The sequence below is a fragment of the Pseudomonas taiwanensis DSM 21245 genome (assembly GCF_000425785.1).
Classification (GTDB): Bacteria; Pseudomonadota; Gammaproteobacteria; order Pseudomonadales; family Pseudomonadaceae; genus Aquipseudomonas; species Aquipseudomonas taiwanensis.
This window is the reverse complement of record NZ_AUEC01000013.1, coordinates 111,809-126,635: the sequence shown is the minus strand read 5'-3', so window position 1 is coordinate 126,635 and position 14,827 is coordinate 111,809. Positions and strand designations below refer to the sequence as shown.

Genomic DNA, 14,827 nt, shown 5'->3' with positions numbered 1-14,827 from the left:
GAAAACAGCCTAGAAAGCGATGTTTACGGGTTGTAAATGAGCATTCCGAGGCTGTTTTCAGCGCAGCATCACCGAGTATCAAGGCTTTTCGTATAGAGCCTAGTGCGCGTGCACGGTGAGAGCCACCAGTCGCATCACCACCGGCCGGACCATCAACACGCAGACGAAGGCCACCGGCATGGCCAGCTGGTAGGCCTTCAGTACATTGTCCAGGTACTGCGGGTTAAAGCCAGTCGTGGCGGCGGTGATCACGAAGCACATCAGCAACGCCATGATCGACGACATGTAGAACGCAAAGGCATAGGGGGTTGCGCGTGGGTGCAGCTTCCTTCGGCTGCGCGGTTGGATCAGGTCGTTCATGCGAACTCCTTTCGATGAGAGTGGAGGCTCAGGTTAACAACTGCCCAAGGGCAGGCTGTAGACTGGCCTTGCTGAGTTCTTTATAAAGAGATTCTTACGAATCAGCAGAGCCCACACATGGATTTGCTCAACGCCATCCGTAGCTTCATCAAGGTGGTCGAGGCGGGCAGCATCGCCGCCGGCGCGCGTAACCTGGGCGTCAGCCCGGCGGCGGTCAGCCAGAACCTGGCGCGGTTGGAGCAGCACCTGCAGGTGCGATTGTTGAGTCGTACCACGCGCAGCATGGCACTGACCCCCGCGGGCAGTTTGTATTTCGAGCGGGTCAGGCATGTCGCACGCGATCTGGCGCTGGCTGAGTTGGCGGTGACGACGCCGGACAGCGAGCCGCAGGGGCGCTTGTGCATCGCCTCGACTTCGGCCTTCGGTCGTCATGTACTGGCGCCCCTGATTCCTGCCTTCAGTGCGCGCTATCCGCGGCTTTCGATAGAGTTGGTAACGACTGATCGGCGCGTGAACCATGCGCAAGAGGGTGTGGACGTGAGCGTGCGTATCGCCCCGCAACTGGAAGACCATTTGCTGGCACGGCATATCGCCCGGGTCCCGTTCATCTGTTGTGCCTCGCCTGGGTATCTGCAGCGCGCGGGGTTACCTTCAACGCCAGAGTCGTTGCGGGAACATCGGTGCCTGGTATTTCGCTACCCGGTCGATGGGCGCTTCTTGCGTTGGGGGTTCATCCGTGACGGGCTTCGTTTCGAGGCCGAATTCGGCACCGTGTTGATCAGCGACGATATCGATGCCCTGACCCAAATGGCCCTGAACGATGGTGGGATCACCCGGCTCGCCGAGTTCATCGTGCGGCCACACTTGGACGCTGGGGCGTTGGTTCCGCTGTTCGAGCAGGGGGAAGCGGGCCGGGCGTATGCCCAGACAGAGCCGATGGATGTCTATGTCTGCCTGGCTGACCGCTTTGCCATGACGCCCAAGGTGCGTGCGTTCATGGATTACCTGCAGGAGTGCCTGGGGGCTGACTGGCAGGTGAGTGCTTGAAGATCGGGGCTGCATAGCAGCCCCGATTCATGCAGCCGATGCGACTCAGAAGCGGTAGGTGAGGGAGGCACCGATACCGTGAGCGCTGTTCTCGTACTTAGCCTGGTAGCTGCCCTTCAAGGCACCTTCCGTCAGCGAGCTTGGTTGGTTGTTCACCTTGGTGTCCTCTTCCCACAGGTAGGAGTAGGCCACGTCGATGGTCATGTCGTCGGTCGGACTCCAGCCGGCACCAAGGCTGAAGACTTTGCGGTCGCCAGTCGGGATGCGCGGGGAGCGGTCATGATTGTTGGTAGGGGACTGGTCGACGGAGAAGCCTGCGCGCAGGGTCCATTCCTTGTTCACCTTGTAAGCAGCGCCAATGGCATGAGCCCAGGTGTCATGCCAATTCTGCTCTTCGGTGATGGTCTGGAGCGGGTACCCAGCAGGTGCGTCGTTCTTGACCGTGATGTTTTCCAGTCGGCTCCAGCGCGTCCAAGTGCTACCCGCGTACAGCGTCCAGTGGTCATCCAGTTCATGGGTGATCGAGAAGTCCACGGATTCTGGCGTCTTGATTTTCAGGCTGGCGTCGAACTTGCCGCTGAGGCCGAGCGCTGGAATTGGATAGGAAACACGGGTATCGCCTTCGAGCTTGTAGTCGACCATCGAGTGATAGGTCAGACCCAGGCGGGTGCGGTCGGTAGCCTGCACAAGCACGCCGATGTTGTAGCCGACGGCAGTGTCGTCGCCCTTGATCTTGACCTCGCCATCGGTGCCGGCTGGGCCCAGGAAGGCTTTGCTGCTCAGGTTCGAGCCCAGTTCACCCTTGATGCGGTTGATGGTCGGGCCGAAACCAACCGACACCTTGTCATTGAACGCATAGCTGACGGTTGGCTGGAAGGTGATCACCTCGACGTGGCTTTTCTTGCCCCAGTAGCGCGCAGCATCGTCGCTACCGTAGTCGGTGACCAGGCCAAACGGTACATAGACACCGAAGCCGACGCTCCAGTGGTCATCGATTGGCTTTACGTAATACCCCATCGGTACGCCAACCACAGGCACCATGTCGCCATCGGTTTCCCCCCCGTAGCTGCTACCTGGCCCTGAGATGTCGGTTTTTGCGATGACGGCGGCACCGCCCACGGTGATCTGCTCGCGTTTCAGGCGTGACATGCCGGCAGGGTTGCCGAACACGGTGCTGGCATCTTCGGCAGAAGAAGAGCGGCCAGCGAAACCTGTACCCATGCCACTGACGCTTTGTTCGTTGAGGGCAAAGCCGCTGGCGAACAGTTGGCTGGAAGCGAGAGCAACGGCTACGCCGAGGGAGGTTTTGAGCATTGCTTTTTTCATTATTAGAAACTCCTTGGTATCTCCGGGGCGGAAAGCTACCAACAATTCACGCGCCGCGCTATAGCCTCAATCACGGGAGATAGAGCGGTTTTGTAGGACAATCCGACCAAAATTCCGTTTTTTCCGGTAAATCTGTAAGGCCTTTCTCAGGAGGCTTGAGGCAATCTCTGATCTATGCAGGTGTGCCAAGCGTGAGTGAAGTCGCGCAGGCGACCTTGGGGGTGGAATATCTGCCGCCAGATGCGCGCCAACCCGAGCAGATCGTCAGCGGCTGGCAACGGCGTTGCCTGCTCTTCGATCAGCATCCAGGCGATGGCAGTGGAGTAACGCAGGTTGACCGTGAGTTCCAGGTGCGGACCACCCAGGAAGGCATGCTGGCTGGCCAGACCCCGTACCAGGCTGGCCAGTTCAGGATCACGCGCCAGGAACTGGTCCCAAAGGGCTTGGTGGCGGCTTTCGCCGATTCGGTACAGACCATGACCGCGTCGGTCATGCAGCGCCGAACCGAGCGCCGACTGGCTGGCGGCTATGCCCAGCAGCAAAGCCTCGGCACTGGCGCAATGACGGTTGAGGTAGACCAAGGTTGGTCGGATCACATACTGACACAATTCATTCGCCGCGATACCCATGATGCCCTCGAGCAATTAAGGGCCGACGGGCGCTGGAGCTTGGCAGCTGGTGGATGATCAGGCCCGCCGGAAGCGGCAAGTACCGCTCGAGTTGAAGTGTAGTGTGATAATCGTGGCGTAAAAGGCTGTTTTTAAATCGTTTGCTGCCTGAGGTCCTTTGCCATATGCCCTGTGGCAATTACAGCAAGAACGATCAGGCAGGCAAATGTCGCAATCATCGATGGGGTGAATACCGCAGTATTCGCCGCTCACGCGGTGAGCGACTGACGGGTCCGGGCGATTACCGCTTGCAGCGGTTCCGACGCGCTGTACTGCTCGGGGTACAGGCGCTCGGTGTGGCAGGCGACGCCATGTTCGTCCACCAGGGTGAAGCTGAAGCTGCCCTTGCGGGGGGCAACGATAAGGCACTTCAACGGCGAGAAGGCCTGGGAAAGGGTGCCAATGGCAGCCTGAATTTGAGGATGAGTATGCATATTGTTGGATGTTCCTGCTTTAAACACGGAAGTTAGGATCCGTGCATGATAGAAACGTTCCAGTGACGCCTTTATTAACGGACGAATGAACCTGACTGGAACAGGGCAGCCAGAGGGGCGCGATCAAAGGTTTGCGCTTGGGCTGACTGGTAGGTACTTCAGAAGGCAGGCAGCACACCGGGGCCAAGGTTCGAGGCCATCGGAGTGGAATCCTGATCAATCTGTCGCGTGATTCGTGCTTGGGCAGCCTTGGCTGGCGAGTGAATCATCGAGGGGGCCGGTCCTGGTTTCAGCAGCGATCACTCGGGAGAGGAAAGGCTGCAAGGACATTTTGGCCAGAATTGACTTTCAGCTTGGTACTAACGAGGCGCACCTTAACGTAAACGAGCACGCTTGGCAAGCGTTGCTGCTTTTCATCAGGCGAGCCGCACAGTATGGCGTTTCTTTTCCAGGCTGTGAAGGGGGGGAAAGTGCCAGCAATCTCCCCGGATGTCCTAATTTCGTGCAGGTCACTGCTGGTTTACGGTGCACTTGTTCACAATTGAGGCAGGCCTTGTAACAGCGTACTAACACCCCGGGAAGGCTTCGCCAATGCCTTGACTGACCCCTTAAGTCAATGAAAAAAAACACTAATTTTTGCTGGTGAAAAAATCGTCAGTTTGTTCGAAAGCCCCATTTCATAGGGGTTTGCGGGGTCTGTAATAGGGTTGTCCACCGAGTTATCCACAGGAATTGTGGATTGTCCCGAGCGCTTGCTCTAGGACGGGCGTGCCAGCAGTTTGTGGAACTGTCCGACAATTGTCGGGCAGTGAACGACCCACGGGTCACTTCTTCGAAACGTCAAGAAAAGAACACCGAAATTTTTTTTCAATACTCCATGAATCGACAGGTCATGGGGCAAAAAAAAGAGTAGAGTGGCGCGCCTTTCGAGCTGCCTTCTCCATGGGTCATGAAGTTTCGCGGTAAACACCTCGCCAGCACCGCTGACGCCACGTCAGTGCCTTCCCCAAAACGCTTTTCCCTGAAAGTGGCCCTCTGGCTGCTGGACAGCCCACGCCTGGGGCACAAGCCACAGGTCAAGCACCTGGCCGGACGCCTGCTCAAGCAACCGGCGCGCCAGGGCGTGGTCGTGGCGCAGAGCCGTCTGGGGCAGATGCTCTGCCGCGACTGCGGCAATGCCCGCGATCGGCGCATCGGCCATGAGTTGCTGCGCCAGGCGGCCCGGGCGGGCGACCGCCGTGCCCAACTGGAGTACGCCCGCTTGTGCCAGGCGAACGAGCCGGATCAGGCCCGGTACTGGTTGGAGCTCGCAGCAGGGCAGGGCTCGCAAGAGGCCCGTCGCCTGCTTCGGCAGTGGTTCCCGGATTGAGCCTGGCAGACGCCATGTTCAGCAGGCTGATAAGCTGCGCAGTAAGTGCACAAGACGGATCGGGGAAACCATGGCAGTGGATCTGACCAGCATTCTGCTGGGGTTGGTGTTGGGGGCGGTGCCGTGCCTGGGGTGGGTGATGCAACTGCAGCGGCGTCAGGGGGCCCGCCAGGGCGAGCAGGCCTTGCTGGAGGAACGCCTTGCCAGTGCGCGGCTAGCCCAGGAAGGTTTGCAGGCCCAGCTCGATGCCAGCCGTGACGAAATCAGCGATCTCAGCGAAGCCAACACCCTCAAGCAAACCCAGTTGGCCGCCCAGGGCCGTGAGCTCGAATTGCTGCAGATCGAGCGCGACAATGCCCGCGATGCGGCCCATGCCTGGAGCCTTGAGCGTGCCAATCGCGAAGCCGAGCTGCGCCGTCTGGAATCGCAGACGGCACGGCTGGAGGCCGAGCTGCGTGAGCAACAGGAAAGCCATCAGCAGCGTCTTGATGACCTGCAGGAAGCTCGCGATACCCTGCGGGCTCAGTTCGCCGACCTTGCCACCAAGATCTTCGACGAGCGTGAGCAGCGCTTCGCCCAGACCAGCCAGCAGCATCTGGGGCAGTTGCTCGACCCACTGAAAGAACGCATCCAGGCCTTCGAGAAACGTGTCGAGGAAAGCTACCAGCAGGAAGCCCGCGAGCGTTTCTCCCTGGGCAAGGAACTGGAGCGCTTGCAACAGCTCAACCTGCGCCTGTCCGACGAAGCCACCAACCTGACCCAGGCACTCAAAGGCCAGAAGACCCAGGGTAACTGGGGCGAGCTGATCCTGGAGCGGGTACTGGAGCACGCCGGCCTGGAGAAGGGACGCGAGTACCAGACCCAGGTCAGTCTGCGCAGTGCCGATGGCGAGCGTTTCCAGCCCGATGTGTTGATCATGCTGCCCGGCGATAAGCAGGTAGTGGTCGACGCAAAGGTCAGCCTCACGGCTTACCAGCAATTCGTCAGCGATACCGACAGCGAACGTGCCCAGGCCGCGCTCAAGCAGCACGTACAGTCGCTGCGTAGCCATGTAAAAGGCCTGTCGAGCAAGGATTACAACCGCCTCGAAGGCTTGCACAGCCTGGACTTCGTGCTGCTGTTCGTGCCGATCGAAGCAGCATTCTCGGCGGCCTTGCAGGCTGAGCCGAACCTGTTCCAGGAAGCCTTCGACCGGCAGATCGTGATCGTCAGCCCGACTACCTTGCTCGCCACGCTACGGGTGATCGACAGCCTGTGGAAGCAGGAACGTCAGGGCCAGAACGCTCGTGAAATCGCCGAGCGCGCCGGCTGGCTGTACGACAAGTTCGTGTTGTTCATCCAGGATCTGGACGAATTGGGCAACCGCCTGCAGCAGGTCGACAAGGCCTACGCGTCGGCGCGCAACAAACTCTGCGAAGGACGCGGCAACCTGGTCAGCCGTAGCGAACAGCTCAAGCTGCTCGGCGCCCGGGCCAGCAAGAGCCTGCCCGCCGATCTCCTTGAGCGAGCGCTGTCCGACGAAGCCCTGGCGGACGAGGTGCTTACTGAACCTGGCTCAGATGGCGGTTGAGCAGGGCTCGTAGTGCTGCCGGCTTGACCGGCTTGGCCAGGTAGTCGAGGCCGGCGGCATGCACTTGGGCGATGGTTTCGTTGCGCCCGTCGGCGCTGATCACGACCCCCGGCACTGGCTCGCCCAAGTGGGCGCGTAGCCAGCCCATCAGTTCGGTACCGGTTTCGCCATCGTCCAGGTGGTAGTCCACCAGCGCCAGGTGCGGGCGCATGCCCTTTGCCAGCAGCGCTTCGCATTCGGCGCGGTTGCGTGCCGTCCACACCTGGCAGCCCCAGCGGCTGAGCAGGCTGTTCATGCCGATCAGGATGCTGTCTTCGTTGTCGACGCACAGCACCTGCAACCCGGCCAGCGGCTGGCTGGCCTGTTCCGCAGGGGCCACGGGGGCCGCCACGGCCTGACGGGCGATCGGTACGCTGACACGAAACACCGTGCCCTTGCCAGGCCACGAGCGCACTTGCAGCGTGTGCCCGAGGACGCGACACAAGCCATCGGCGATCGCAAGCCCCAGTCCCAGACCCTTTTCGGCACGGGTCTGATGGCTGTCCAGGCGTTTGAACTCTTGGAAGATCACCTGCAACTTGTCGTCGGCGATACCCGGGCCGCGGTCCCAGACTTCCAGCCACAGGCGCTCGCCCTGACGCCTGACACCCAGCAGGATCGGGCTCTTGCCATAGCGCAGGGCGTTGGTCAGGAAGTTCTGCAGCACCCGGCGCAGCAGCCGCATGTCGCTGTCGACCCGCAGGCGGCTGCCGCGCAGGCGGAATTCCAACCCTTTTTCCGCGGCCAGTACCTTGAACTCGGCGCCCAGTGTGTCGAACAACTCGCTCAGGTAGAACGGCTTGGGGTCCGGGGTGATCTTGCCGTTTTCCAGGCGCGAGATGTCCAGCAGGTCGCTGATCAGCTCTTCGGCCGAGCGCAGCGAGCTGTCCATGTGCTGCACCAGTTGCTGTGCTTCTTCGTTCATGCCCTCGGCCTGCTGCGACAGGGCGGCGGAGAACAGTCGCGCGGCGTTGAGCGGTTGCATCAGGTCATGGCTGACCGCGGCCAGGAAGCGTGTTTTCGACTGGCTGACCGCTTCGGCCTGGCTCTTGGCTTCGCTCAGTGCCTGGTTCAGTTTGGAGAGTTCCTGGGTGCGCTCGGCGACCCGTTGCTCCAGCCCTTCGTTGGAATCGCGCAACGCCTGTTCGGCCTCGCGGAACGGGGTGATGTCGGTGAAGCTCATGACGAACCCGCCGCCGGGCATCGGGTTGCCAATCAGTTCGATCACCCGGCCGTTGGGGAACAATCGCTCCGAGGAGTGCGCTCGGCCCTGGCGCATCCAGTGCAGACGCCGGGCTACATGCACCTGTGCCTCACCCGGGCCGCACAGGCCACGTTCGGCGTTGTAGCGGATGATGTCGGCGATCGGCCGACCCACGCTGATCAGCCCGTCGGGGTAGTTGAACAGTTCCAGGTATCGGCGGTTCCAGGCCACCAGATGCAGGTTCTGGTCGACCACGCTGATGCCCTGGTTGATGTTTTCGATAGCCCCTTGCAGCAGAGCGCGGTTGAATTGCAACACCTCGCTGGCTTCGTCGGCGATGCGCACGACGTCCTCGAGTTGCATGTCACGGCCTTCGATGGCGGCCTTGACCACCGCCCGGGTCGAGGAGGTGCCCAGCACACCCGCCAACAGGCGTTCGGTGTGCTCGATCCAGTCACCGTCGGCGTTTTGGTTGGGGTTGAAGCCCTTGCCCTGGCGGTACGCGAAGCGGATGAAACTCTGCCGTGCACGCTCCTCGCCAACGAAGCGCGAGGCAAGGTTGAGCAGGTCGTCGATCTGCACCGCCAGCAGCGGCTTGCTGCTGGGGCGGGCGCTGGTCTGCTGGCCAATGAAGCGGCCGGCCTGCCAGTGTTCCGAGACTCGGGTGCGCGACAGCATCGACACCCAGACGAACAATGTGAAGTTGCCCGCCAGTGACAGCACTACGCCTTGGGTCAGCGGGGTGATCGGCAGGTTCAGCGGGTTGCCATGCAGCCAGGCCAGGCCTGGGAACAGCTCCAGCGACCAGCCGACGCTGTGAGCGGCAATGGGCAGTACCAGGGTGTAGAACCACAGGAAGATGCCTGCGGCCAGGCCGGCGAACACGCCACGGCGGTTGGCCTGCTTCCAGTACAGCGCGCCGAGCATGGCGGGGGTCAACTGGGTGACGGCGGCGAAGGCAATCTGGCCGATGGTCGCCAGGCTCGCCGTTGAGCCCAGCAAGCGGTAGCTGACATAGGCCAGCAGCAGGATGACCACGATGGTCACCCGGCGTACCGACAGCATCCAATGGCGGAACGCCTCGAACGGCCGCTCGGCGTTGGTGCGGCGCAGCAGCCAGGGCAGCAGCATGTCGTTGGAGACCATGGTCGACAGTGCCACGGCTTCGACGATGACCATGCCGGTAGCGGCCGATGCGCCACCGATGAACGCCAGCAGGGCCAGGCTCGGGTGGGCTTCGGCCAGTGGCAGGCTGATGACGAAGGAGTCGGAAATCACCGTGCCCGGCAGCAGCATCTGCCCGGCCAGCGCAATCGGCACCACGAACAGCGCCGCCAACGCCAGGTACATTGGGAACACCCAGCGCGCCAGGCGCATGTCCTGGGGCTCGATGTTCTCCACCACGGTCACATGGAACTGTCGCGGCAGGCAGATGATCGCCATCATCGCCACGGCGGTCTGCACCACCATGGACGGCCAGTTGATGGTCTCCTGCCAGTAGTCGCTCAGGTGTACCGACTCGCGCGCCTGGCTGAACAGGTCGTCGAAACCGTCGTACAGGTTGAACACCACGAACACGCCGACGGCGAGAAATGCCAGCAACTTGACCAGCGACTCGAAGGCAATCGCCAGCACCATGCCACGGTGGTGCTCGGTCACATCCAGACTGCGGGTACCGAAGACGATGGCGAACAGCGCCAGCACCAGCGATACCACCAGCGCGGTGTCCTGGACGCGGGTGCCGGTGGCGTCGGCGTTGGCGCCGATCAGCAGGTTGACGCCCAGCACGATGCCTTTGAGCTGCAGCGCGATATAGGGCAGCACGCCAACCAGGCAGATCAGCGCCACCACGACCGCCAGGCTCTGGGACTTGCCGTAGCGTGCGGCGATGAAGTCGGCGATCGAGGTGATGTTCTGCTGCTTGCTGATCAGCACCATCTTCTGCAGCACCCAGGGCGCGAAGATCAGCAGCAGCACCGGCCCCAGGTAGATCGGCAGGAACGCCCAGAGCTGCTCGGCGGCCTGGCCGACTGCGCCGAAGAAGGTCCAACTGGTGCAGTAGACGGCCAGCGACAAGCTGTACACCCACGCACGCAGCCGCGGCGGCAACGGTGTGCTGCGGCGGTCGCCATAGAAGGCGATAGCGAACATGATGGCCATGTAGGCCAGGGCGACCACAGCGATCAGCCCGCTGGACAACGACATGAAAACTCCAGAGCGAAAAAGGTAACGCAGTCCCGATCAACCAGTTTGGCACGCAGGTGCAGCTTCGTCAGTGCAGACGATGGTCGCAGCCCAGCATGATATCCCTGCAGGAGCGGGGTCGCTCGCGAGTGGGCCAGTCCAGCCAACATCAATGACGGCGGGTACCCAACCCGTAGAACACCCCCGCCAGTATCACCGACAACACCAGCAGGTAGAAGATCGCCCCCGGCCACAGATGCGTCAGGGCAAACCCCACCATTACAGGCCCCAGCGCCGCCCCCAGGTTCGACAGGTTCTGCGCGCCGTAATAGACCCCGCGCAGATGTTCGGGAGCGATCAGGTCGATGAACATGTACTCGGCCGGTATCACGATGATCTCGCCTAAAGTGAACACCAGCATCGCCAGGCACCAGGCCAGCACCGAGCCGGCCAGCGCGAACCCCAGCAGCCCAGCGACGAACAGCGCCATGCCGGCCAGCAGCCACGACATCAGGTTCTGGCGGCTGATGCGCCGACCGATCAGGTACTGCAGGGCGATCACCGTCACGGCGTTGGTGGTCACCAGGTAGCCAACCAGGCGTGCGGCCTGCTCAGCGCTCGTGGTCACCACCAGATACTGTGACAGGTAGGCGGTGAACTGGCCGAACACCACGGCGCTGAGCACGCCCCCCAAGGTGAAGTACACCAGGCGGCGGTCGCGTGCCAGGCCCATGGCTACCTGGGCGAACCCGCTGCGCTCCGGGCTTGGGTCTCGGGTCTGCAATCCACGGTCGCCCAGCTGCCAGTAGGCCAGGCTCATGCCCAGGCCAATCAGCGCCGAGGCCAGGAACGGCAGGTGATCGTCGAATTCCAGCAAGGCTACGCCGAGCAGCGGTCCTGCAGCGTAGCCCACATTGCTCAAGGTGTACTTGATGGCGAACACCTCGGCCCGCTCGTCCACCGGTAGCAGGGCACAGAAGCCAGCCTTGGCGGCGATGTCGACCACCGCCAAGGCTAGGTTGATCAGCACCAGGCACAGGAAGAACAGTGCGCTCGAGCGGCTGGCGATGGCGCCGATGAAGGCGAGGGCGAATACCAGGGTGCTGGCGGTGACTACCGTATGGTTGCGCAGGATATCGACCAGGTGCCCGCCGTAGAGGCTCAGCAGCGAAGCGACGATCAGCGCGCCACCGATCAGCAGGCCGATATGGCTGATCGACAGGTGGAAGGTGTGCGCCAGGTAGACCACCAGGTAGGGCAGGGTGAGGGCGCGGGCCACGGTCAGGGTGAAGGTGGTGCTGAGTAGCAGGCGTACGGCAGTGGGGTAGCGCTTGAGGGCGGCGAGCATTGCCACGTCCTTGTCAGGGTGAAGTTGCCGGTGCCTGAGCATAAGGGAGCCCAGGCGCTTGTGTCGCCTGTGTCTGCTGTTTCGTCGCCAGTTCACCTTCGCTGAGCAACGCTTCGGACTCGGGCCAGAGCTGACCGGTGGAGGATTGACATGCCAGCACCCACCGGGAATACTCTCGGAAAAATTCATATATATGTTTATATAACAAGACGAGAGCGACCCATGCACCCACTGTCCGGTGATGCTCGACTTCCCCGCTATCAACTGCTGCGCGACCACCTCGTGGAGCAGATCGCCAACAACCGCTGGCGTCCAGGCGAGGCTATTCCCACCGAAGCGGCGTTGTCGGCCGAGTTCGACATGTCTGTCGGCACTGTGCGCAAAGCCGTCGATGCGCTGGTGGCCGAAGGCGTGCTGGAACGCCAGCAGGGCCGGGGTACCTTCATCCGCCGCCCACAGTTCCAGTCCTCGCTGTTCCGATTCTTCCGCTTCGAAACCGTCAGTGGCGAACGGGTGATGCCGGAAAGCCGAATTCTGTCCATCGAGCCGGTCCTGGCGCCTTCCGCTGTGGCCCAAGCGCTTGGACTGCCGACCGAGGCCGAAGTCATCCGTATCATCCGTACCCGTCTGCTGGGGGCCCAGCCGGTGCTGGCCGAAGAAATCTGGTTGCCACGCCAGACCTTCCAGCCCTTGCTGGAGGTCGACCTCAACCAGAAGGGCCCGCTGCTTTACCCCATCTATGAGGCGCTATGCGGCCAGGTCGTCGCCTCCGCTGAAGAGACCCTGACCGCCGAAGCGGTCGATGCGGTGCATGCGCGCGTGCTGCAACTGCCGGTCGACAGCCCGGTAGTGGTGATCGAGCGCCTGGCCCGTGATTACGCCGGCAAACCTCTGGAGTGGCGCCGTTCACGCGGCCATGCGCAGCACTTCCGCTACCGCATCGACATTCGCTAAGCCGGTTTCATCCCGTTACCCGTCTGTGCCCTGGCGTCAGGGCGCAGTGGCTTCGCCTGCCCGGTCGACGCGTGCCAAGCGCTTCGGCGCGCCCGACCGTCACACACACGACTAGAAGGATAACAATCATGTTCAGCTGGTATCGCCAGATCACTTCACGGGAACGCAAGACGTTCTGGGCCTGTTTCGGTGGCTGGTCGCTCGATGCGCTGGAAGTGCAGATGTTCGGCCTGGCGATTCCCGCCCTGATCGCCGCGTTTTCCCTGACCAAGGGCGATGCCGGCCTGATCAGCGGCCTGACCCTGGTCACTTCGGCAATCGGTGGTTGGCTGGGCGGTACCCTGTCGGACCGCTATGGCCGCGTGCGTACCCTGCAGTGGATGATCCTCTGGTTCTCCTTCTTCACCTTCCTCTCGGCCTTCGTTACCGGCTTCTACCCGCTGCTGTTCGTCAAGGCCATGCAAGGCTTTGGCATTGGCGGTGAGTGGGCTGCCGGCGCGGTGCTGATGGCCGAGACCATCAACCCGAAATACCGCGGCAAGGTCATGGGCACCGTGCAAAGCGCCTGGGCCGTGGGCTGGGGGCTGGCGGTGGCGCTGTTCGCGCTGATCTATTCGCTGGTGCCGCAGGAATTCGCCTGGCGGGTGATGTTCTTCGTCGGGTTGCTGCCGTCGCTGCTGATCATTTGGGTGCGCCGCAACGTGCAAGAGCCGGACAGTTTCCAGCGCTTGCAGAAAGAGAAGGCCATCCCCGGCAGCTTCTTCACGTCCATGGCCGGTATCTTCCGCCCGGAACTGCTGCGCGTGACGCTGTTGGGTGGCCTGCTGGGCCTGGGTGCCCATGGTGGTTACCACGCCGTCATGACATGGCTGCCGACCTTCCTGAAGACCGAGCGCAACCTCTCGGTGCTGAACTCCGGCGGCTACCTGGCCGTGATCATCTTCGCCTTCTGGTGTGGCTGCGTCGTGAGTGGCCAGTTGATCGACCGTATTGGCCGTCGCAAGAACATCCTGCTGTTCGCGCTGTGCTGCGTACTGACCGTGCAGGCCTATGTGTTCTTCCCGCTGACCAATACCCAGATGCTGTTCCTCGGTTTCCCGCTGGGCTTCTTCGCAGCGGGTATTCCGGCCAGTCTGGGGTCGTTCTTCAACGAGCTGTACCCAGCTGATGTGCGCGGTGCCGGGGTGGGCTTCTGCTACAACTTCGGGCGTGTGCTGTCGGCGGTGTTCCCGTTCCTGGTCGGCCATATGAGCGAGTCCATGTCCTTGGGGTCGGCCATCGGTATCGATGCGGGCATCGCCTATGGCGTTGCCGTGATCGCCGCGCTGTGCCTGCCGGAAACCCGTGGCCGCACCCTCGAAGCCGAACCGGCACCGGCGCTGTCTGGCGCTGTGACCAAGTAATTTCGATCAACCCGTTTCGATGAGAGCCATGCCCGACGTTCCCGCTCCAACCCTGACCGCCATCGACAGCCATGCCCACGTGTTCAGCTGTGGGCTGAACCTGGCCAGCGAGCGGCGTTATGCGCCCAGTTATGACGCCCCCCTGGGCGATTACCTGAGCCAGCTTCAGCACCATGGTTTCAGCCATGGTGTGCTGGTCCAGCCCAGCTTCCTGGGCACCGACAACCGCTACCTGCTGAGCGCCCTGCAGACCGTCCCGGGGCAATTGCGAGGCGTGGTGATGCTTGACCGGGACGTCGAGCGCCAGACGCTCGATGACATGACTCGCCAGGGCGTGAGGGGTGTTCGCCTGAACCTGATGGGCCAGGCTCTGCCAGACCTGACGGATGCGCAATGGCGCCCGATGCTGGAACGCATTGGCGAGCAGGGCTGGCATCTGGAGCTACACCGGCCTGTGGCGGACCTGCCCAGGCTGGTCCGCGCCCTGGAGCCCTATGGCCTGGATATCGTCATCGATCACTTTGGTCGGCCCGATGCCCGTGGCGGTTTGGGCCAGCCAGGTTTCGCCGAGATGCTGACCCTGGGCGGCAAAGGCAAGGTCTGGGTGAAAGTGTCCGGTGTCTATCGGCTGGAAGGTTCGCCCGAGCAGAACCTGGCGTTCGCCCGCCGGGCGCTGGTTGCGCTTGAAGCGCACTATGGCGCCGAGCGTCTGATGTGGGGCAGTGACTGGCCGCATACCCAGCATGAGTCGGCGGTGAGCTTTACCACGGTGATAGAGCAGTTCGAGGCGCTGGGTTGTTCGACCGAGTTGCGTCGGGCGTTGTTGGTGGATACCGCTCGATCGCTGTTCGGGTTTGCGTGACCGGTGGGCTGTACTGGCCTTCGCGGGTTCACCCGCGAAGAGGCCAGAAGCCTTACACC

At 62.2% G+C, this 14,827-nt stretch carries 12 protein-coding genes; 6 read left to right on the top strand and 6 right to left on the bottom strand.

Features of this window, described 5'->3' with window-relative positions; translation table 11 throughout:
* Nucleotides 1-99: 99 nt before the first annotated feature.
* The gene (locus H620_RS0105290) at nt 100-360 is read right to left on the bottom strand and encodes a DUF2798 domain-containing protein (RefSeq protein ID WP_027906895.1); all 261 of its coding nucleotides are present in this window, start codon (nt 358-360) and stop codon (nt 100-102) included.
* A 117-nt stretch (nt 361-477) separates the two neighbouring features.
* Between H620_RS0105290 and H620_RS0105285 the strand changes: the two genes are divergently transcribed.
* Entirely contained in the window at nt 478-1,407 is a 930-nt protein-coding gene (locus H620_RS0105285) for a LysR family transcriptional regulator (protein ID WP_027906894.1), read from the top strand.
* 45 nt (nt 1,408-1,452) lie between these two features.
* Here the strand turns inward: H620_RS0105285 and H620_RS0105280 are convergent, their stop codons facing one another.
* The 3 genes from H620_RS0105280 to H620_RS0105270 all read right to left on the bottom strand — a co-directional run bounded on the left by H620_RS0105280 (nt 1,453) and on the right by H620_RS0105270 (nt 3,835).
* Nucleotides 1,453-2,733, bottom strand: a complete 1,281-nt coding sequence (locus H620_RS0105280) for an OmpP1/FadL family transporter (RefSeq protein ID WP_023379188.1) — start codon at nt 2,731-2,733, stop codon at nt 1,453-1,455.
* A 146-nt stretch (nt 2,734-2,879) separates the two neighbouring features.
* Nucleotides 2,880-3,362 (bottom strand): hypothetical protein, encoded by a 483-nt coding sequence (locus H620_RS0105275; protein ID WP_023379189.1) that lies wholly within the window; start codon nt 3,360-3,362, stop codon nt 2,880-2,882.
* Between the two features lie 248 nt (nt 3,363-3,610).
* On the bottom strand, nt 3,611-3,835 hold the full coding sequence (locus H620_RS0105270; protein WP_023379190.1) for a hypothetical protein: 225 nt from the start codon (nt 3,833-3,835) through the stop codon (nt 3,611-3,613).
* Between the two features lie 949 nt (nt 3,836-4,784).
* Here H620_RS0105270 and H620_RS0105265 point away from each other — a divergent pair.
* Together H620_RS0105265 and H620_RS0105260 are read left to right on the top strand one after the other, a co-directional pair.
* Nucleotides 4,785-5,204 (top strand): tetratricopeptide repeat protein, encoded by a 420-nt coding sequence (locus H620_RS0105265; protein WP_023379191.1) that lies wholly within the window; start codon nt 4,785-4,787, stop codon nt 5,202-5,204.
* A gap of 184 nt (nt 5,205-5,388) precedes the next feature.
* A complete protein-coding gene (locus tag H620_RS0105260) occupies nt 5,389-6,774 on the top strand; it encodes a DNA recombination protein RmuC (protein ID WP_162144437.1) in 1,386 nt (461 codons plus the stop codon).
* Here H620_RS0105260 and H620_RS0105255 read toward each other — a convergent pair.
* The gene (locus tag H620_RS0105255) at nt 6,746-10,222 is read right to left on the bottom strand and encodes a hybrid sensor histidine kinase/response regulator (RefSeq protein ID WP_023379193.1); all 3,477 of its coding nucleotides are present in this window, start codon (nt 10,220-10,222) and stop codon (nt 6,746-6,748) included. The two genes, H620_RS0105260 and H620_RS0105255, sit on opposite strands and share 29 nt — an antisense overlap.
* Before the next feature lie 148 nt (nt 10,223-10,370).
* A complete protein-coding gene (locus H620_RS0105250; protein WP_023379194.1) occupies nt 10,371-11,549 on the bottom strand; it encodes an MFS transporter in 1,179 nt (392 codons plus the stop codon).
* Nucleotides 11,550-11,771: 222 nt separating this feature from the next.
* Here H620_RS0105250 and H620_RS0105245 point away from each other — a divergent pair, with 222 nt between their 5' ends.
* The 3 genes from H620_RS0105245 to H620_RS0105235 all read left to right on the top strand — a co-directional run bounded on the left by H620_RS0105245 (nt 11,772) and on the right by H620_RS0105235 (nt 14,768).
* Entirely contained in the window at nt 11,772-12,503 is a 732-nt protein-coding gene (locus H620_RS0105245; protein ID WP_023379195.1) for a GntR family transcriptional regulator, read from the top strand.
* A 128-nt stretch (nt 12,504-12,631) separates the two neighbouring features.
* Nucleotides 12,632-13,906 (top strand): MFS transporter, encoded by a 1,275-nt coding sequence (locus H620_RS0105240; RefSeq protein WP_023379196.1) that lies wholly within the window; start codon nt 12,632-12,634, stop codon nt 13,904-13,906.
* Between the two features lie 28 nt (nt 13,907-13,934).
* Nucleotides 13,935-14,768, top strand: coding sequence for an amidohydrolase family protein (locus H620_RS0105235; RefSeq protein WP_027906893.1), 834 nt, complete (start codon nt 13,935-13,937; stop codon nt 14,766-14,768).
* The last annotated feature ends 59 nt before the right edge of the window (nt 14,769-14,827 follow it).